Origin of the sequence: Klebsiella pasteurii, assembly GCF_018139045.1 — a bacterium.
Lineage (GTDB): Bacteria > Pseudomonadota > Gammaproteobacteria > Enterobacterales > Enterobacteriaceae > Klebsiella > Klebsiella grimontii.
Genome location: NZ_CP073236.1, coordinates 152,297 through 171,212 on the forward strand (window position 1 = coordinate 152,297; position 18,916 = coordinate 171,212).

Annotated in this window: 11 protein-coding genes; 7 read left to right on the top strand and 4 right to left on the bottom strand. The window is 55.2% G+C overall.

Annotation, left to right across the window (positions count from 1 at the left end; genetic code table 11):
• Nucleotides 1–2: 2 nt before the first annotated feature.
• From mukF to KCG39_RS00685, 6 genes are all read left to right on the top strand, one after another.
• Nucleotides 3–1,325 (top strand): chromosome partition protein MukF, encoded by a 1,323-nt coding sequence (mukF, locus tag KCG39_RS00660; protein WP_004130959.1) that lies wholly within the window; start codon nt 3–5, stop codon nt 1,323–1,325.
• Nucleotides 1,306–2,010, top strand: coding sequence for a chromosome partition protein MukE (gene mukE, locus KCG39_RS00665; RefSeq protein WP_004100725.1), 705 nt, complete (start codon nt 1,306–1,308; stop codon nt 2,008–2,010). The genes mukF and mukE overlap by 20 nt, the downstream gene beginning before the upstream one ends.
• Nucleotides 2,010–6,458: a chromosome partition protein MukB gene (gene mukB, locus KCG39_RS00670; RefSeq protein WP_142467765.1), complete on the top strand. Its 4,449-nt coding sequence runs from the start codon at nt 2,010–2,012 to the stop codon at nt 6,456–6,458. The genes mukE and mukB overlap by 1 nt, the downstream gene beginning before the upstream one ends.
• 182 nt (nt 6,459–6,640) lie before the next feature.
• Complete coding sequence (gene ldtD, locus KCG39_RS00675) at nt 6,641–8,434, top strand: L,D-transpeptidase (protein WP_004130965.1); 1,794 nt, start codon at nt 6,641–6,643, stop codon at nt 8,432–8,434.
• Nucleotides 8,435–8,730: 296 nt separating this feature from the next.
• Entirely contained in the window at nt 8,731–9,282 is a 552-nt protein-coding gene (gene mepK, locus KCG39_RS00680; protein ID WP_004130967.1) for a peptidoglycan L,D-endopeptidase MepK, read from the top strand.
• Nucleotides 9,283–9,295: 13 nt separating this feature from the next.
• Nucleotides 9,296–9,943: an MBL fold metallo-hydrolase gene (locus tag KCG39_RS00685; protein WP_142467764.1), complete on the top strand. Its 648-nt coding sequence runs from the start codon at nt 9,296–9,298 to the stop codon at nt 9,941–9,943.
• 59 nt (nt 9,944–10,002) lie between these two features.
• Here the strand turns inward: KCG39_RS00685 and KCG39_RS00690 are convergent, their stop codons facing one another.
• The 4 genes from KCG39_RS00690 to pncB all read right to left on the bottom strand — a co-directional run bounded on the left by KCG39_RS00690 (nt 10,003) and on the right by pncB (nt 15,964).
• On the bottom strand, nt 10,003–11,193 hold the full coding sequence (locus KCG39_RS00690; protein WP_004130971.1) for an amino acid aminotransferase: 1,191 nt from the start codon (nt 11,191–11,193) through the stop codon (nt 10,003–10,005).
• A 187-nt stretch (nt 11,194–11,380) separates the two neighbouring features.
• The gene (locus KCG39_RS00695; RefSeq protein WP_004130973.1) at nt 11,381–12,466 is read right to left on the bottom strand and encodes a porin; all 1,086 of its coding nucleotides are present in this window, start codon (nt 12,464–12,466) and stop codon (nt 11,381–11,383) included.
• 591 nt (nt 12,467–13,057) lie between these two features.
• On the bottom strand, nt 13,058–14,458 hold the full coding sequence (gene asnS, locus KCG39_RS00700; RefSeq protein ID WP_004130975.1) for an asparagine--tRNA ligase: 1,401 nt from the start codon (nt 14,456–14,458) through the stop codon (nt 13,058–13,060).
• Between the two features lie 303 nt (nt 14,459–14,761).
• On the bottom strand, nt 14,762–15,964 hold the full coding sequence (gene pncB / locus KCG39_RS00705; protein ID WP_004130976.1) for a nicotinate phosphoribosyltransferase: 1,203 nt from the start codon (nt 15,962–15,964) through the stop codon (nt 14,762–14,764).
• 328 nt (nt 15,965–16,292) lie between these two features.
• On the opposite strand from pncB, the gene pepN reads away from it, so the two are divergent.
• The gene (gene pepN, locus KCG39_RS00710) at nt 16,293–18,908 is read left to right on the top strand and encodes an aminopeptidase N (protein WP_004130986.1); all 2,616 of its coding nucleotides are present in this window, start codon (nt 16,293–16,295) and stop codon (nt 18,906–18,908) included.
• Nucleotides 18,909–18,916 lie beyond the last annotated feature (8 nt).

Below are 18,916 nucleotides of genomic sequence, written 5' to 3' on the forward strand. Positions count from 1 at the left end.
CTATGAGTGAATTTTCCCAGACAGTCCCCGAACTGGTTGCCTGGGCCAGGAAAAATGATTTTTCTATTTCGCTACCGGTCGACAGACTCTCTTTTCTGCTGGCGATCGCCACGCTAAACGGCGAGCGGATGGAAGGGGAAATGACCGAGGGAGAACTGGTGGACGCGTTCCGCCACGTGAGTGATGCGTTTGAGCAGACCAGCGAAACCATCAGCCAGCGCGCCAATAATGCCATAAACGATATGGTGCGCCAGCGTCTGCTGAACCGCTTTACCAGCGAAATCACCGAGGGTAATGCTATTTATCGCCTGACGCCGCTGGGCATCGGGATCACCGACTACTATATTCGCCAGCGCGAGTTCTCCACCCTGCGCCTGTCGATGCAGCTCTCCATCGTTGCCGGCGAACTCAAGCGCGCCGCCGATTCGGCAGAAGAGGGCGGCGATGAATTCCACTGGCATCGCAACGTTTTCGCCCCGCTGAAGTACTCGGTAGCGGAAATTTTTGACAGCATCGACCTGACTCAGCGGATCATGGATGAGCAGCAGCAGATGGTGAAAGATGATATTGCTCAACTGCTGAACAAGGACTGGCGGGCGGCGATCTCCAGCTGTGAGCTGTTGTTGTCGGAAACGTCCGGTACCCTGCGCGAACTGCAGGATACCCTGGACGCGGCGGGCGATAAGCTGCAGGCAAACCTGCTGCGTATCCAGGACTCGACCATAGCGCGCGACGATCTGAATTTTATCGATCGTCTGGTGTTCGATCTGCAAAGCAAGCTGGACCGCATCGTCAGCTGGGGCCAGCAGGCGATTGACCTGTGGATCGGCTACGATCGCCACGTGCATAAATTTATCCGCACCGCCATCGATATGGATAAAAACCGCGTCTTCGCGCAGCGTCTGCGTCAGTCGGTGCAAACCTACTTCGACGCTCCATGGGCGCTCACCCATGCGAATGCCGATCGTCTGCTTGATATGCGCGATGAAGAGATGGCGCTGCATGATGAAGAGGTTACCGGGGAACTTCCGGCGGATTTGGAGTACGAAGAGTTTAATGAAATTCGCGAACAGCTGGCGGCGCTGATTGAAGGACAGCTGGTGGTCTATAAAGAGAAGGGACTACCGCTGGATCTTGGCCTGGTCGTTCGCGAATATCTGTCGCAATATCCGCGCGCACGCCACTTTGATGTCGCGCGCATTGTGGTCGACCAGGCGGTACGTTTGGGCGTAGCGCAAGCAGATTTCACCGGACTGCCGGCAAAATGGCAGCCGATTAATGATTACGGAGCCAAGGTACAGGCGCATGTCATCGACAAATATTGAACAAGTGATGCCGGTTAAACTGGCGCAAGCGTTGGCTAATCCGTTATTTCCGGCGCTGGATAGCGCCCTGCGCGCGGGCCGCCATATCGGCCTCGACGAGCTGGATAATCACGCATTTTTAATGGATTTTCAGGATTACCTGGAAGAATTTTATGCTCGCTACAACGTCGAGCTGATTCGCGCCCCGGAAGGATTTTTCTATCTGCGTCCGCGGTCGACCACGCTGATCCCGCGCTCGGTGCTCTCCGAGCTGGATATGATGGTGGGTAAAATTCTCTGCTATCTCTACCTCAGCCCGGAGCGCCTGGCGAATGAAGGCATCTTCACCCAGCAAGAGCTTTACGACGAGCTGCTGACTCTGGCGGACGAAGCCAAGCTGCTGAAGCTGGTCAATAACCGTTCGACCGGCTCCGACCTTGACCGCCAGAAGTTGCAGGAAAAAATGCGCGCTTCGCTCAACCGCCTGCGCCGCCTTGGCATGGTGTGGTTTATGGGCCACGACAGCAGCAAATTCCGCATTACCGAATCGGTGTTTCGCTTTGGTGCCGACGTGCGCGCCGGTGACGATCCGCGCGAAGCCCAACTGCGTATGATCCGCGACGGTGAAGCGATGGCGCTGGAAAATCGCCTGCAGCTCAATGATGAGAATGAAGAGAATCAGCCGGATAGCGGGGAGGAAGAGTAATGATTGAACGCGGTAAATTTCGCTCGCTAACGCTGGTTAACTGGAACGGTTTTTTTGCCCGGACTTTTGATCTTGATGAATTAGTGACCACGCTTTCCGGTGGTAACGGGGCCGGTAAATCCACGACCATGGCCGCCTTTGTCACCGCACTGATCCCAGACCTGACGCTGCTGCACTTCCGTAACACCACGGAAGCAGGTGCCACCAGCGGCTCGCGCGATAAAGGCCTGCACGGTAAGCTGCGCGCTGGCGTCTGCTACTCGGTGCTGGACGTGATCAACTCCCGCCACCAGCGCGTGGTGGTCGGCGTTCGCCTACAGCAGGTGGCCGGTCGCGATCGTAAAGTCGATATCAAGCCGTTTGCGATCCAGGGCCTGCCAACCTCCATCCAGCCAACCCAGCTGCTGACCGAAACCCTTAACGAGCGCCAGGCGCGCGTGGTGACGCTCAACGAGCTGAAAGATAAGCTTGAAGCGATGGAAGGGGTGCAGTTCAAGCAGTTTAACTCTATTACCGAATATCACTCGCTGATGTTCGACCTCGGCGTGGTGGCCCGTCGCCTGCGTTCGGCTTCGGACCGTAGCAAATACTATCGCCTGATCGAAGCCTCGCTGTACGGCGGTATTTCGAGCACCATCACCCGCTCGCTGCGCGACTACCTGTTGCCGGAAAACAGCGGCGTGCGTAAGGCCTTCCAGGATATGGAAGCGGCGCTGCGTGAAAACCGCATGACGCTGGAAGCCATCCGCGTGACGCAGTCGGACCGCGATCTCTTCAAGCATCTGATCAGCGAAGCCACCAACTACGTTGCCGCCGACTATATGCGTCACGCCAATGAACGACGCATTCATCTCGACAAGGCGCTGGAATATCGCCGGGATCTGTTCACCTCCCGCGCTCAGCTCGCGGCGGAACAGTATAAGCACGTCGATATGGCCCGCGAACTGCAGGAACATAACGGCGCGGAAGGCGATCTGGAAGCCGATTACCAGGCTGCCAGCGACCACCTGAACCTGGTACAGACCGCGCTGCGCCAGCAGGAAAAAATCGAGCGCTATGAAGCGGATCTTGATGAACTGCAGATTCGCCTCGAAGAGCAAAATGAAGTCGTCGCGGAAGCGGTTGACCTACAGGAAGAGAACGAAGCCCGCGCCGAAGCCGCCGAGCTGGAAGTGGATGAGCTGAAAAACCAGCTTGCCGACTATCAGCAGGCGCTGGATGTGCAGCAGACTCGCGCGATTCAGTACACCCAGGCGCTGCAGGCACTGGAGCGGGCAAAAGCCCTCTGCCATCTGCCGGATTTAACGCCGGAAAGCGCCGACGAGTGGCTGGAAACGTTCCAGGCGAAAGAGCAGGAAGCGACGGAAAAAATGCTGTCGCTGGAACAGAAAATGAGCGTGGCGCAAACTGCGCACAGCCAGTTTGAGCAGGCATACCAGTTGGTGGCTGAGATCAACGGCCCGCTGGCGCGTAATGAAGCCTGGAACGTGGCGCGCGAACTGCTGCGCGAGGGCGTTAATCAACGCCATCAGGCTGAACAGGCTCACGGACTCCGCAGCCGCCTGACCGAGCTCGAACAGCGCCTGCGTGAACAGCAGGAGGCCGAACGCCAGCTCAATGAGTTCTGTAAGCGGCAGGGCAAACGCTACGATATCGACGAGCTGGAAGCCCTGCACCAGGAACTGGAAGCCCGCATCGCGTCGCTTTCCGACAGCGTCTCCTCCGCCAGCGAACGGCGGATGACCCTACGCCAGGAGCTGGAACAGCTGCAGTCGCGGACGCAAACGCTGATGCGTCGCGCGCCCATCTGGCTGGCGGCGCAGAACAGCCTTAACCAGCTGTGCGAGCAGAGCGGCGAGCAGTTTGAGTCCAGCCAGGAAGTCACCGAATATCTCCAGCAGCTGCTGGAGCGTGAACGCGAAGCTATCGTAGAGCGCGATGAAGTCGGCGCCCGCAAGCGCGCTATCGATGATGAAATTGAGCGTCTTAGCCAGCCGGGCGGTGCGGAAGATCAGCGCCTGAACGCGCTGGCGGAACGTTTTGGCGGCGTACTGTTGTCGGAAATCTACGATGACGTGAGTCTCGATGATGCGCCGTATTATTCTGCGCTCTACGGTCCTTCCCGCCACGCCATTGTGGTACCGGATCTGTCGCTGATTGCCGATCAGCTGGAAGGTCTCGAAGATTGCCCTGAAGATCTCTACCTGATCGAAGGCGATCCGCAGTCGTTTGATGACAGCGTATTCAGCGTCGATGAGCTGGAAAAGGCGGTGGTTGTCAAGATTGCCGATCGCCAGTGGCGCTATTCACGTTTCCCAACGCTGCCGCTGTTTGGTCGTGCCGCCCGCGAAAGCCGCGTTGAAACGCTGCACGCCGAGCGCGAAAGTTTGTCCGAGCGCTTTGCGACGCTGTCGTTTGATGTTCAGAAAACTCAGCGCCTCCACCAGGCCTTCAGCCGCTTTATCGGTAACCATCTGGCGGTGGCCTTTGAGGACGACCCGGAAGAAGAAATCCGCAAACTGAATACGCGTCGCGGCGAACTGGAGCGGGCGCTAACCGCCCATGAGAGCGATAACCAGCAGAACCGGGCGCAGTATGAGCAGGCTAAAGAGGGCGTATCCGCACTCAATCGCCTGCTGCCGCGTCTGAATCTGCTGGCCGATGACTCGCTGGCCGATCGCGTGGATGAGATCCAGGAACGCCTTGACGAAGCTCAGGAAGCCGCTCGCTTCGTGCAGCAGCATGGGAATCAACTGGCAAAGCTGGAGCCGATCGTTTCCGTTCTTCAAAGCGACCCGGAGCAGTTTGAACAGCTGAAAGAAGATTACGCATATTCGCAGCAGACCCAGCGCGACGCGCGTCAGCAGGCGTTTGCGCTGACCGAAGTGGTGCAGCGCCGCGCCCACTTTAGCTACTCTGATTCCGCAGAGATGCTTAGCGGTAATAGCGATCTGAATGAGAAACTGCGCCATCGCCTGGAGCAGGCGGAAGCGGAACGCGCCCGTACCCGCGACGCGCTGCGTACCCACGCCGCGCAGCTTAATCAGTACCATCAGGTGCTGGCATCGCTGAAAAGCTCGTATGACACCAAAAAAGAGCTGCTCAACGACCTGCATAAAGAGCTTAAGGATATTGGCGTACACGCCGATGCCGGAGCCGAAGAGCGCGCCCGCCTGCGCCGCGATGAGCTCCACGCTCAGCTCAGCAATAACCGTGCGCGCCGCAATCAGCTCGAAAAAGCATTGACCTTCTGCGAAGCGGAAATGGATAACCTGACCCGCAGGCTCCGCAAGCTGGAGCGCGATTACTGCGAAATGCGCGAACAGGTGGTCAGCGCCAAAGCGGGCTGGTGCGCGGTCATGCGCCTGGTAAAAGACAACGGCGTGGAGCGTCGCCTGCATCGTCGCGAGCTGGCTTACCTGTCTGCAGATGAGCTGCGCTCAATGTCGGATAAGGCGCTTGGCGCGCTTCGTCTGGCGGTCTCGGATAACGAACATCTGCGCGATGTGCTGCGTATTTCTGAAGATCCGAAACGCCCGGAGCGTAAAATCCAGTTCTTTGTCGCCGTTTATCAGCATCTGCGCGAGCGTATTCGCCAGGATATCATTCGCACCGACGATCCGGTGGAAGCGATTGAGCAGATGGAGATCGAACTTAGCCGTCTGACGGAAGAGCTGACCAACCGCGAGCAGAAGCTGGCCATCAGCTCCCGCAGCGTGGCCAATATTATCCGCAAGACTATCCAGCGCGAGCAAAACCGTATTCGCATGCTCAACCAGGGGCTGCAGAGCGTCTCCTTCGGCCAGGTTAACAGCGTGCGTCTAAACGTCAACGTGCGGGAAACCCACTCGATGCTGCTGGACGTGCTGTCTGAACAGCATGAACAGCATCAGGATCTGTTCAACAGCAATCGTCTGACCTTCTCGGAAGCGCTGGCAAAGCTGTATCAGCGCCTGAATCCACAAATTGATATGGGGCAGCGTACGCCGCAGACCATCGGTGAAGAGCTGCTGGACTACCGCAACTATCTGGAGATGGAAGTGGAAGTTAACCGTGGTTCCGACGGCTGGCTGCGCGCGGAATCCGGTGCGCTATCGACCGGTGAGGCTATCGGTACCGGGATGTCGATTCTGGTAATGGTGGTACAGAGCTGGGAAGATGAATCCATGCGTCTTCGCGGTAAGGACATTTCGCCGTGTCGTCTGCTGTTCCTTGATGAAGCGGCGCGTCTGGATGCCCGCTCTATTGCGACGCTGTTCGAGCTCTGCGATCGTCTGGAAATGCAGTTAATTATCGCGGCGCCGGAAAATATCAGTCCGGAAAAAGGCACCACCTATAAACTTGTGCGTAAAGTCGTGAATAACCACGAGCACGTGCACGTGGTGGGGCTGCGTGGCTTTGCGCCGCAGCTTCCCGAAACGCTGCCGGGAACGGCAAACGCTTCGTAAGAGGGGCGCTAAGTAGCCAAAGGGCGACACGATGTCGCCCTTTTTGTTATCCGTTACTGTATTTTAGGATTGTATAATCTTTTAACTTCTTTACATTTGGGAAGGCAAAAGCGTTTTCGTCTTCATATACTGAAAGTAAGCCCCAATTTAGCGGGCAGCAATGTGTTAACAGGGGGCAAGGGATGTTGCTAAAGAAACGGTATGGTCGTCAATTGTCTGCGCTCAGTTTGAGCCTGGCTTTTGCATTTGCTCCACTGTTCAATGTCCAGGCCGAAGAGCCTGAAGTTGTACCATCGGATAGCGCTGCAACCATCAGCGAGCTCTCTTCCGCGTTGAGCCAAAGCGCGAACCAATCTGCGACGGTCGCCAAAATGGTCGGCGAGCAGGCGCTTCCTGCCGAGGCGGCGGCAAAAAGCCGTGGCGATATTCAGGCGGTGCTGCCGTCCGGTTATCAACCCGTATTTATGAATCCGCTGGTATCGCTGTATGCGGCCAGGGATATGAAACCGATGTGGGATAACCGCGAGGCAGTGCAGGCGTTTCAACAGCAGCTGGCTGAAGTGGCTATCGCCGGGTTCCAGCCGCAGTTCACCACCTGGGTTGAGCTGTTGACCGACCCGGCAGTGAATGGTCTGGCGCGGGATGTTGTTCTTTCTGACGCCATGATGGGCTATCTGCATTTTATTAGCGGTATTCCGACTCAGGGCAACCGCTGGCTGTACGGCACAAAACCGTATGCGATGTCGACGCCGCCTCTGTCGGTCATTAACCAGTGGCAGGTGGCGCTGGATAACGGTTCGCTGCCGCAGTTTATTGCCGGGCTCGCCCCGCAGCATCCGCAGTATGCCGCAATGCATCAGGCGCTATTAGCGCAGGTTGCCGATTCCCGTCCATGGCCGCAGCTTACCAGCAAGACGTCGCTGCGCCCGGGCGAATGGAGCAATGATGCCGGCGCGCTGCGCGAAATTTTACAGCGCACCGGTATGCTGGATGAATCGGCAAAGATTGCTTTGCCGGGCGATGAGGCAGTGAGCCCATCTGCCGGGAAAAAGGCCAAAAGTAGCGGCCGCGGCGTTTACGATCGCCAGTTAGTCGAGGGCGTTAAGCGCTTCCAGGCCTGGCAGGGGCTGGGCGCTGACGGCGTGATTGGTCAGGCGACCCGCGACTGGCTCAACGTTTCTCCCGCGCAGCGTGCCGGCGTACTGGCATTGAATATTCAGCGTTTGCGACTGCTGCCGGGTAATCTGGCGACCGGCATCATGGTGAATATTCCCGCCTTTTCGCTGGTCTATTACCAGGACGGCAGTCAGGTGCTGGCATCACGGGTTATCGTTGGTCGTCCGGACCGCAAAACGCCGATGATGAGCAGCGCTCTGAACAATGTCGTGGTCAACCCACCGTGGAACGTGCCGCCGACGCTGGCGAGAAACGATATTCTACCTAAGGTGCGCAATAACCCTGGCTACCTTGAGCAGCACGGTTATACGATGATGCGCGGCTGGAATAGCAAAGAGACAATCGATCCTTATCAGGTCGATTGGGAAACGATAACCGCGTCGAATCTGCCGTTCCGCTTCCAGCAGGCTCCCGGGGCGCGCAATTCGCTGGGGCGCTATAAATTCAATATGCCAAGCTCGGACGCGATCTATTTGCACGATACGCCAAATCACAATCTGTTCCAGAAGGACGGGCGCGCGTTGAGCTCCGGATGCGTACGCGTCAATAAAGCCTCTGAACTGGCGAATATGCTGCTGCAAGATGCTGGCTGGAATGACGCGCGTATTTCAGATGCGCTTAAACAGGGCAACACCCGCTACGTTAATATTCGCCAGAATATCCCGGTTAATCTCTATTATTTGACTGCGTTTGTCGGCGCTGATGGACGTACACAATATCGAACAGATATTTACAATTACGATCTCACCGCGCGATCCAGCGCACAAATTCTACCTAAAGCTGAACAATTAATCAGATAAATGAAGTAGTTCAACGGATTTGGCTGTCCTACCTGTGTGTGAAAACGGGCCTTGCACGCTGCAAGGCCCGAGTTTACTGGGGTTAGGCTACCTTGACGTTGGCAATAATGCCCGGTAAGGTGCCTTTCGTGCGCCAGAAGTGCATATACATATAATCCTGCAAAGGCGCTGTGGCAGTAAGCAGCCCATTCTCTATAGCTGATATTTATTAGCCGTAGGGGGGAGCGCGCTGGCGGCCAACGGGCGGATTGCGGGAAAAGTATATTACGATTCATTTACCTGTAGACCTGATTATCATGGACAAATTTGACGCTAATCGCCGCAAACTGCTGGCGTTAGGTGGAGCCGCGCTCGGTGCTGCTGCCATTCTGCCTGCGCCGGCATTTGCCACCCTCTCGACCCCCCGACCGCGTATTTTGACGCTGAACAACCTGCATACTGGTGAATCACTCAAGGCGGAGTTTTTCGATGGCAGAGGCTATATTCAGGATGAATTAGCAAGACTTAATCATTTTTTCCGTGACTATCGCGCGAATAAGATTAAATCCATCGATCCCGGTTTGTTCGATCAACTCTATCGTTTGCAGGGATTACTTGGCACCAACAAGCCTGTCCAGCTTATTTCCGGTTATCGTTCTGTTGATACCAATAATGAGCTTCGTGCCCGCAGCCGAGGGGTGGCGAAACACAGCTACCACACTAAAGGCCAGGCTATGGATTTCCATATTGAAGGCATTTCGTTAAGCAATGTTCGCAAAGCGGCGTTATCTATGCGCACAGGTGGTGTAGGATACTACCCACGTAGCAACTTTGTGCATATTGATACCGGGCCGGTACGGCACTGGTAACGAAAGGAGCCTCATGAACTATCGTATTATTCCGGTTACCGCGTTCGCGCAGAACTGTTCTTTAATCTGGTGCGAACAAACCAAACTGGCGGCGCTGGTCGATCCCGGCGGTGATGCTGAGCGAATCAAACAGGAAGTCGCGGCGGCAGGTGTTAGCCTGATGCAGATTCTGCTCACGCACGGTCATCTCGATCACGTTGGTGCGGCGGCAGAGCTGGCACAACATTATGGCGTGCCGATTATTGGGCCGGAAAAAGAAGATGAGTTCTGGCTGGAAGGATTACCGGCACAGAGCCGGATGTTCGGTCTGGAAAATTGCCAGCCGCTGCAGCCGGATCGCTGGCTGAACGAAGGCGATACGGTCAGCGTGGGGAATATTTCCCTGCAGGTGCTGCACTGCCCAGGCCATACGCCGGGGCACGTGGTCTTCTTCGATCCTGCTAGCCGATTGTTGATTTCTGGCGATGTGATTTTTAAAGGCGGAGTAGGGCGTAGCGACTTCCCTCGCGGCGACCATAATCAACTGATCGATGCGATTAAACGCAAGCTGTTGCCGCTGGGCGATGACGTGTCGTTTATTCCGGGTCATGGACCGATGTCGACCCTTGGCTATGAGCGTCTGCATAACCCTTTCCTGCAGGATGAAATGCCGGTCTGGTGACCGGAGTCAGAATGTAAAAAAGGCCGCAAATGCGGCCTTTTGTTTGCCCTGCGCTGAGGTTACAGCACGGCGACAATCGCTTCGCACAGCGGCGCCATGTTGTCAGGCGTCATACCGGCGACGTTTATACGTCCGGACGCCACCGCGTAAATCCCGAACTCTTCACGCAGACGCAGCACCTGATCTTTTGTCAGACCGCTGAACGAGAACATCCCGTTTTGCTGAATGATGAAAGAGAAATCGCGGCTGGCGCCTTTTTCCTGCAGAGTATTAACGAACAGCAGGCGCATACGCTGGATGCGTTGACGCATGTCGGTCAACTCTTGTTCCCAGATAGCGCGCAGCGCGTCATTGCTGAGAATCGTCGCCACTACCGAGGCGCCGTGAGCCGGCGGGTTAGAGTAGTTAGCGCGAATGACGGACTTCATCTGGCTGAACGCGCGGTCTACCGTTTCCTGGTCCGCGGCAACCAGCGTGCAGGCGCCTACGCGCTCGTTGTACAGGCCAAAGTTCTTCGAGTAGGAGCTGGAAACCAGCAGCTCTTTATGCAGCGCAGCAAAAGCGCGCAGGCCTTCCGCGTCTTCTTCCAGACCGCGGGCAAAGCCCTGATAAGCGAAGTCAAACAGCGGCAGCCAGCCTTTTTCTACCGACAGCTGCGCCAGCTGTTGCCACTGCTCAAGCGTCGGATCGATACCGGTAGGGTTGTGGCAGCAACCGTGGAACAGTACCACGTCGCCGGCCTGGGCTTCGTTCAGGCTGGCCAGAAGACCGTCGAAGTCGAGTTTGTGGTTAGCGGCGTCGTAATAGGTATATTCGCGAACTTCCAGGCCGGCTGAATTGAATACACTTTTATGGTTCGGCCAGGATGGGTTGCTCACCCAAATACGTTTTGTATCGGTGTTCTTCGCCAGGAAATCGGCAGCGACGCGCAGGCCGCCTGTACCGCCCGGCGTTTGAGCGGTGCGGGCGCGTTTATCATTGATAATTGCGCTTCCTTTCCCAAACAGAAGCTCCTGGGTGCAGCGGCCAAATTCGGGGATACCATCAATGCTCAGGTAATTCTTAGTGGTTTCATTTTCCAGCAGATACTGCTCTGCTTTTTTCACGCTAGTCAGGACCGGTGTTTTACCCGTTTCATCTTTATAAACACCAATTCCAAGATTAATTTTTGTTGGGCGGTCATCGGCACGAAATAGATCGGCCAGGCCCAGAATTGGGTCGGCAGGGGCGGCGGTAATGTTCTCAAACATGACGAGGTTCCATTGTGATTACTGAAGGGAAATCCGCTATCAGGTTAACGGGAGTTATGTTAATTGCCAACCGTTTGCGACAAAAAGCGAGAAGGTTTTTGAAAGTTACGATCTTCCTCTCAGGAACGCAGAAAAGCAGGACCGAAGTCCTGCTTTTTAGGCATATCACGAAGGGGTGTACTGCAAATTAGAACTGGTAAACGATACCAACCGCTGCCTGATCGTCGGTCGCGACTTTCGCAGCACGGGTGTAGTCGTTGTCGTCCAGCTGGTTGAATTTATACGCAGCGTAGACGTTCATGTTTTTGTTGAAGTAGTACCAGGTACCCACTTCGACGTATTTAACCAGGTCAGCATCGCCGCCGGAGAAGCCAGCGCGAGAGCGCAGGTCTTTACCTTTAGTCTGTACGTAGCCGATGGACGGACGCAGACCGAAGTCGAACTGATACTGAACGACGGCTTCGAAGTTCTGAGTTTTGTTGGCGAAGTAGTTGCCTTCGTTTTCCGGCGTCATGTTGTAGGTCTGAGAGTACATGACCGCAGCGTAGACGTTATTCGCGTCATATTTAGCGGAGGTTGCCCATGCTTCAGCTTTTTCGCCCTGACGGTCAGCTTTCTGATCGCCGCTGCGGTTGGAGTTCGCATAGCCTGCAGACAGCGCAACGCCGTTGTCAAACGCGTAGGTTGCCGCGGTGCTGAAGCCGTCGCCGTTTTGTTTCTTAACATCACGACTAGAAGCGTCATTTTTACCCTGGTACTGCAGCGCGAAGCTCAGACCGTCAACCAGACCGAAGAAGTCAGAGTTACGATAGGTGGCTACGCCGTTGGTACGGCCGGTCATGAAGTTGTCGGTGTAGTTCCAACCGTCGCCGCCCCATTCAACCAGCATATCGGTTGCCGCTTCGACGTCGTAGATGGCGCCATAGTTACGACCGTAGTCGAATGAACCATATTCACCGGCTTTTAAGCCTGCGAAAGCCAGACGAGTTTTGGTGGTCTGTTTACCTTCAACATTGGACGCATCCATGTTGTATTCCCACTGACCGTAGCCGATCAGCTGATCGTTGATCTGGGTTTCGCCTTTCAGGCCGATACGGGCGTAAGTGGTATCATCGCTGCTGGTGTCGCCGTTGGTGGTCCAAACGTGCTCGCCAACCATTTTCCCGTAGAAGTCCAGTTTGTTGCCGTTCTTGTTATAGATTTCTGCAGCGTTAGCTGCACCGGCTACCAGCAGGGCAGGAATTACCGCTGCCAGAATTTTGCGCTTCATCATTATTTATTACCCTCATTTATATTTTTTTATGAACACTTGCCACTGCCGCCAATAAGTTTCGTCAATAAAAATTTACGGAACTATTGATGATAGTTTGGTGTCTGGAGGCATCTTTCCATTCAGAACAACGTTTCGCTAGCCTGAAAATGCTACCAATATCGCATATGAGTAACAAAAGGAAATTCTATGTAACTAAATGTGTATTTTTGGGAACTTTGTGAACTCAATCAACATTCCGGTCCCGTTTGCTGACAAAATCGCCTTTCTTTATATATCTATATGAATTAATTATGAATAATTTAGATAAGAGAGGGTTTGTGCATTTTGCATCAGCATTTTGCTTTATTTTTATTCAAATCTTGTCGTTGCAAGTTGTGCTGCGTGTGGTTAAAAAACGAGCAATATAATCAGCGTGTTTGCCAGTTTATGAACAAAAGGTGCGGTTTTAATTAGCGCTCACTAATGAAATAGTGCGTAACATAATTGTGAATCATGTTGGTTGATGTTTAAGTTTCCTGATATTCATTAACGTAAATTGACATAAAAAAAGGCCAGCTTGCGCTGGCCTTTGACAAAAATTGCAGAAAAAAATCAGAATGTCGCGTTACGCGGAGTCCGCGGGAACGGAATGACGTCACGAACGTTCTGCACGCCGGTCACGTAAGCGATCAGACGTTCAAAGCCCAGACCGAAACCAGAGTGCGGCACGGTGCCGTAACGGCGCAGGTCGCGATACCACCAGTAGTCTTCTTTATTAAGACCCATTTCCGCCATACGCGCGTCAAGCACGTCCAGGCGTTCTTCACGCTGGGAGCCGCCGATGATTTCACCGATGCCCGGTGCCAGCACGTCCATAGCAGCGACGGTTTTACCGTCTTCGTTAAGGCGCATATAGAACGCCTTAATATCTTTCGGATAGTTTTTCACGACAACCGGCGCTTTAAAGTGCTCTTCCGCCAGATAGCGTTCGTGCTCGGAGGAGAGATCCACGCCCCAGTAGACCGGGTTTTCGAACTGCTTACCGCAATTTTCCAGAATAGTGACCGCGTCGGTGTAATCAACCTGGGCAAAATCAGCGGAAACAAAACGCTGCAGGCGGTCGATGGCGTCTTTATCAACCCGTTCGGCAAAGAACTGCATGTCATCCGCGCGCTCTTCGAGAACGGCTTTGAAAACGTACTTCAGCATCGCTTCTGCCAGACCTGCCACATCGTTCAGGTTAGCAAAGGCGACTTCCGGCTCCAGCATCCAGAACTCCGCAAGATGGCGGCTGGTGTTGGAGTTTTCCGCGCGGAAGGTCGGGCCAAAGGTGTAGATTTTAGACAGCGCGCAGGCGTAGGTTTCGCCGTTCAACTGGCCAGAAACGGTCAGGAACGACTCTTTGCCGAAGAAGTCTTTATCGAAATCGACTTTGCCCTGGTCGTTGCGCGGCAGGTTTTCCAGATCCAGCGTTGAAACGCGGAACATCTCGCCGGCGCCTTCAGTATCGGAAGCGGTAATCAGCGGAGTAGAAACCCAGAAGAAGCCCTGCTCGTCGAAGAAACGGTGCAGCGCCTGCGCCAGCGTATGGCGAACGCGCGCCACCGCGCCAATCAGGTTGGTGCGCGGGCGCAGGTGGGCAACTTCACGCAGATACTCAATGCTGTGACGTTTAGCCGCCATCGGATAAGTATCCGGATCTTCAACCCAGCCGCTGACTTCAACATGGCTAGCCTGGATTTCAAAGCTCTGGCCCTGTCCCTGAGACGCCACGACTTTGCCGGTTACCACGACCGAACAGCCGGTGGTCAGGCGCAGGACTTCCTGATTGTAATTGGGAAGAGAATTACTAATAACGGCCTGTACAGGATCAAAGCAGGAACCGTCATAGACGGCGAGGAAAGAAAAGCCAGCTTTAGAATCTCGGCGGGTACGCACCCATCCGCGCACGGTGACTTCGCTGTCAACGGCAACGCGGCCCTGGAGTACGTCGGCTACAGGCACAACGCTCATAATAGTCTCTCTTGTTAGTCCAATAGAAAAATCTGTATTCCCCTTCAGCAGGGGGATATCTATGTTACCTGTCATCTTCCATCAGACAAGTAGATTTCGCACAAGAAAGGGGGCTTTTAGGAAATAAATAAGGAGATCGCCTTCTTTGCTGTGTGAGAGCCTGATATTAAGAGGGATTCGTTCATCGCGATTATCCCATGCGGGGCGAACGGGATTCTTAACGCTTGATAACGTCTCGGGGTGATAAGCGGAGGCGAATAAAAATGCGCCCGTTTTGGCGGACGCATTTTGTCTTTATATGACCTAGCTGGCTTTTTTAACCGGGGGGAGATCGAAGGCTTTGCGCAGAGCGCGAACGAACGCTTTGTCGTGGCAAATCGTTTTACCCGGGCTGTCAGAAAGTTTGGCGACAGGCTTACCGTTGCACTCCACCAGCTTGATAACAATATTCAGCGGCTTCACCTGAGGAATATCGCAGGTTAAACGCGTACCGATACCGAAGCTCAGGTTCACCCGCGAGGAGAAGTGGCGATAGAGATCGACCGCTTTTGTCAGGTCGAGATTATCGGAAAATACCAGCACTTTGCTCAGCGGGTCGATGCCCAGCTTTTTGTAGTGGGCGATAGCCTTCTCGCCCCATTCCACCGGGTCGCCGGAGTCGTGGCGCAGCCCCTGATAGCGGGTCGCAAACTCCGGTCCGAAATCGCGCAGAAAAGCGTCCATCGTAATGCAGTCGGTCAGGGCAATCCCCAGCCGATCCGGGTACTCTTCCAGCCAGGCCGCGAGGGCGGCGCGTTGGCTGCTTGCCAGGTTCGGGCTGATCTGCTGATGCGCCTGGAACCATTCGTGCGCCTGAGTTCCCATCGGCGTCAGATTCAGACGACGTGCCAGATCGTAATTGCTGGTGCCGGTGAACCAGGGTTCCTGCTGAAGACGCTCAACAATGGCCTGCTGCACCTCGCGGGAGAAGCGGCGGCGGGTACCGAAATCCATCAGGCGGAAGCCCGACATATCGATATCAGCCGTGAGGCGGTTAAAGTCAGTCAGCTTATGCTCAAGGGTATTCAGCGCGAGATCGACGCTGACTTCCGGCGAGCGATAATGATGCACCAGCTCGCTTATCACCGCCAGCAGCGGAACTTCCCACATAATAACTTCAAGCCAGGGCCCGGAAAGGCGGATATTCAGCTTGCCGTTGTCATTGATGACGGTAACCTGGCGCGGGTCGTAGCGGAAGCCGCGTAGCCATTCGAGATAGTCTGGCGCAAAGAAGGGCAGGCTCGACAACCAGTGATATTCATCGTCCTGTAGCCTCAGGTCGCGCATCGTCTCAACCTGCTCGCGAATCGCATCGGCGTAGATGCCGAGCAAATCATCCCCACGGCAGCGGAACTCCGCCGCAACCTGTACATCATTGTAGCGGTGGAAGACAGCCTGCTGCATGTGCAGCTTATAGGCATCCGTATCAAGCAACGAGTGCAGTACAGGAGAAGTGAATTGGGTCATGGTGCGCAGTAGCATCCTCTCACTGGAGCGTTTCCATCAAAACCAAAGCGGTAAAAAGGAGGCGGAGTATACCTGTAATACCCGACTCTGTCCCGCGGCGACGGCTGATGGCGACGCAGACGGTCATTTGCGAGGCCTAGTTTAATATATTGAACACGCATCACACCACAAGGTTTGCGCCTGGTCGAGCGCATTTCGTGCCTCTTGTGTTATCAAAATGTAGCAATTTTTATGTTTAGCATTGAAAAGATGAAGATTCTGCATAGCGAGATTTGCGCAACAGGAATAGACTGAGTCGACACTTTACAGGACACGCTAAAGGTTTTTTATGACACAACAGCCCCAAGCCAAATACCGCCACGACTATCGTGCGCCGGAGTATCTGATTAGCGATATCGATTTGACCTTTGACCTGGATGCCGCGAAAACCGTAGTGACGGCTGAGAGCAAGGTCTCCCGCCAGGCGGCTACGTCTGATGTGCCATTGCGTCTGGATGGCGAAGACCTGACGCTGGTCTCTCTTCAGGTTAACGGCCAACCGTGGAGCGACTACAAAGAAGAAAATAACCAACTGGTCATTAGCGGTTTACCGGAACATTTCACCCTGACCATCGTCAACGAAATTAGCCCCGCGGCGAATACCGCGCTGGAAGGACTGTATCAGTCCGGCGAAGCGCTGTGTACCCAGTGCGAAGCGGAAGGCTTCCGCCATATTACCTGGTATCTGGACCGCCCGGACGTTCTGGCGCGCTTCACCACCAAAATCATCGCCGATAAAGCAAAATACCCGTTCCTGCTCTCCAACGGTAACCGCCTGGCCCAGGGCGAGCTGGAAAACGGCCGCCACTGGATCCAGTGGCAGGATCCGTTCCCGAAACCGTGCTACCTGTTTGCGCTGGTGGCCGGCGATTTCGACGTCCTGCGTGATACCTTTAAAACACGTTCGGGGCGTGAAGTCGCGCTGGAGCTGTACGTTGACCGCGGCAACCTTGACCGCGCGCCATGGGCGATGACCTCGCTACAAAATTCAATGAAGTGGGACGAAACCCGCTTTGGTCTCGAGTACGACCTCGACATTTATATGATTGTCGCCGTCGACTTCTTCAATATGGGCGCCATGGAGAACAAAGGGCTTAACGTCTTTAACTCCAAATACGTACTGGCGCGTACCGATACCGCGACCGATAAAGACTATCTGGATATCGAACGGGTCATTGGTCACGAATATTTCCATAACTGGACCGGCAACCGCGTTACCTGCCGCGACTGGTTCCAGCTTAGCCTGAAAGAGGGCCTGACCGTTTTCCGCGATCAGGAGTTCAGCTCCGACCTCGGCTCACGCGCGGTCAACCGCATCAATAACGTACGCACCATGCGCGGCCTGCAGTTCGCCGAAGACGCCAGCCCGATGGCGCATCCGATTCGCCCGGACAGCGTGATTGAGATGAACAACTTCTACACCCTGACGGTGTATGAGAAGGGCGCGGAAGTGATCCGCATGCTGCATACTCTGCTGGGCGAAGAGAATTTCCAGAAAGGAATGCAGCTCTATTTTGAACGCCACGACGGTAGCGCCGCGACCTGTGATGATTTTGTCCAGGCGATGGAAGACGCTTCCAACGTCGATTTGTCCCATTTCCGCCGCTGGTATAGCCAGTCCGGTACGCCGATTGTCACCGTTCATGACGACTACAATCCGGAAACGGAGCAGTACACCCTGACCATCAGCCAGCGCACGCCGCCGACGTCAGAACAGGCGGAGAAGCTGCCGCTGCATATCCCGTTCGATATCGAGCTGTACGATAACGAAGGCAAAGTGATCCCTCTGCAGAAGGGCGGCCATCCGGTGCATCACGTACTGAACGTGACCCAGGCGGAGCAGACTTTTGTTTTCGATAACGTCTACTTCCAGCCGGTACCGGCGCTGCTTTGCGAGTTTTCCGCGCCGGTGAAGCTGGAGTATAAATGGAGCGATCAGCAGCTGACCTTCCTGATGCGTCACGCGCGGAATGATTTCTCCCGCTGGGACGCGGCGCAGAGCCTGCTGGCGACCTATATCAAACTCAACGTCAACCGTCACCAGCAAGGGCAGCCGCTGTCGCTGCCGATCCACGTCGCCGATGCGTTCCGTGCGATTCTGCTGGATGAGAAGATCGATCCGGCGCTGGCGGCGGAGATCCTGACCCTGCCTTCGGCAAATGAAATGGCGGAGCTGTTTGCGATTATCGATCCGATCGCCATCGCCGCGGTGCGCGAAGCGCTTACCCGCACGCTGGCGAAAGAGCTGGCGGACGAGTTCCTGGCGGTTTACCACGCCAACAAGCTCGACAGCTACCGCGTTGAGCATGCCGATATCGGCAAGCGTTCTCTGCGTAACACCTGCCTGCGCTATCTGGCGTTTGGCGATGCCGGACTGGCGGATAAACTGGTTAGCGCGCAGTATCATCATGCGGACAATATGACCGACGCGCTGGCGGCGCTGGCGGCGGCCGTAGCGGCTCAGCTACCGTGCCGTGATGCGCTGATGCAGGAGTATGACGACAAATGGCACCAGGACGGACTGGTCATGGATAAATGGTTTATCCTGCAGTCCACCAGCCCGGCGGATAACGTCCTGGAGACGGTTCGCGGCTTGTTGAATCATCGCTCGTTCAGCATGGGTAACCCGAACCGCGTCCGTTCCCTGATCGGTGCCTTTGCCGGCAGCAACCCGGCGGCGTTCCACGCTGAAGACGGTAGCGGCTATCAGTTCCTGGTCGAGATGCTGACTGAACTGAACAGCCGCAACCCGCAGGTTGCTTCGCGTCTCATTGAACCGCTGATCCGCCTGAAGCGCTACGACGAGAAGCGTCAGGCGCTGATGCGCGGGGCGCTGGAGCAACTGAAGGGGCTGGAGAATCTTTCCGGGGATCTGTTCGAGAAAATCAGTAAAGCGCTGGCGTAACAGTGACG

Excerpts from the sequence above, each read along its gene's own strand:
- KCG39_RS00690 (WP_004130971.1), bottom strand. The coding sequence starts at position 11,193 with ATGTTTGAGAACATTACCGCCGCCCCTGCCGACCCAATTCTGGGCCTG.
- ldtD (WP_004130965.1), top strand. The coding sequence starts at position 6,641 with ATGTTGCTAAAGAAACGGTATGGTCGTCAATTGTCTGCGCTCAGTTTG.
- asnS (WP_004130975.1), bottom strand. The coding sequence starts at position 14,458 with ATGAGCGTTGTGCCTGTAGCCGACGTACTCCAGGGCCGCGTTGCCGTT.
- pncB (WP_004130976.1), bottom strand. The coding sequence starts at position 15,964 with ATGACCCAATTCACTTCTCCTGTACTGCACTCGTTGCTTGATACGGAT.
- mukB (WP_142467765.1), top strand. The coding sequence starts at position 2,010 with ATGATTGAACGCGGTAAATTTCGCTCGCTAACGCTGGTTAACTGGAAC.
- mukF (WP_004130959.1), top strand. The coding sequence starts at position 3 with ATGAGTGAATTTTCCCAGACAGTCCCCGAACTGGTTGCCTGGGCCAGG.
- KCG39_RS00685 (WP_142467764.1), top strand. The coding sequence starts at position 9,296 with ATGAACTATCGTATTATTCCGGTTACCGCGTTCGCGCAGAACTGTTCT.
- pepN (WP_004130986.1), top strand. The coding sequence starts at position 16,293 with ATGACACAACAGCCCCAAGCCAAATACCGCCACGACTATCGTGCGCCG.
- KCG39_RS00695 (WP_004130973.1), bottom strand. The coding sequence starts at position 12,466 with ATGATGAAGCGCAAAATTCTGGCAGCGGTAATTCCTGCCCTGCTGGTA.
- mepK (WP_004130967.1), top strand. The coding sequence starts at position 8,731 with ATGGACAAATTTGACGCTAATCGCCGCAAACTGCTGGCGTTAGGTGGA.
- mukE (WP_004100725.1), top strand. The coding sequence starts at position 1,306 with ATGTCATCGACAAATATTGAACAAGTGATGCCGGTTAAACTGGCGCAA.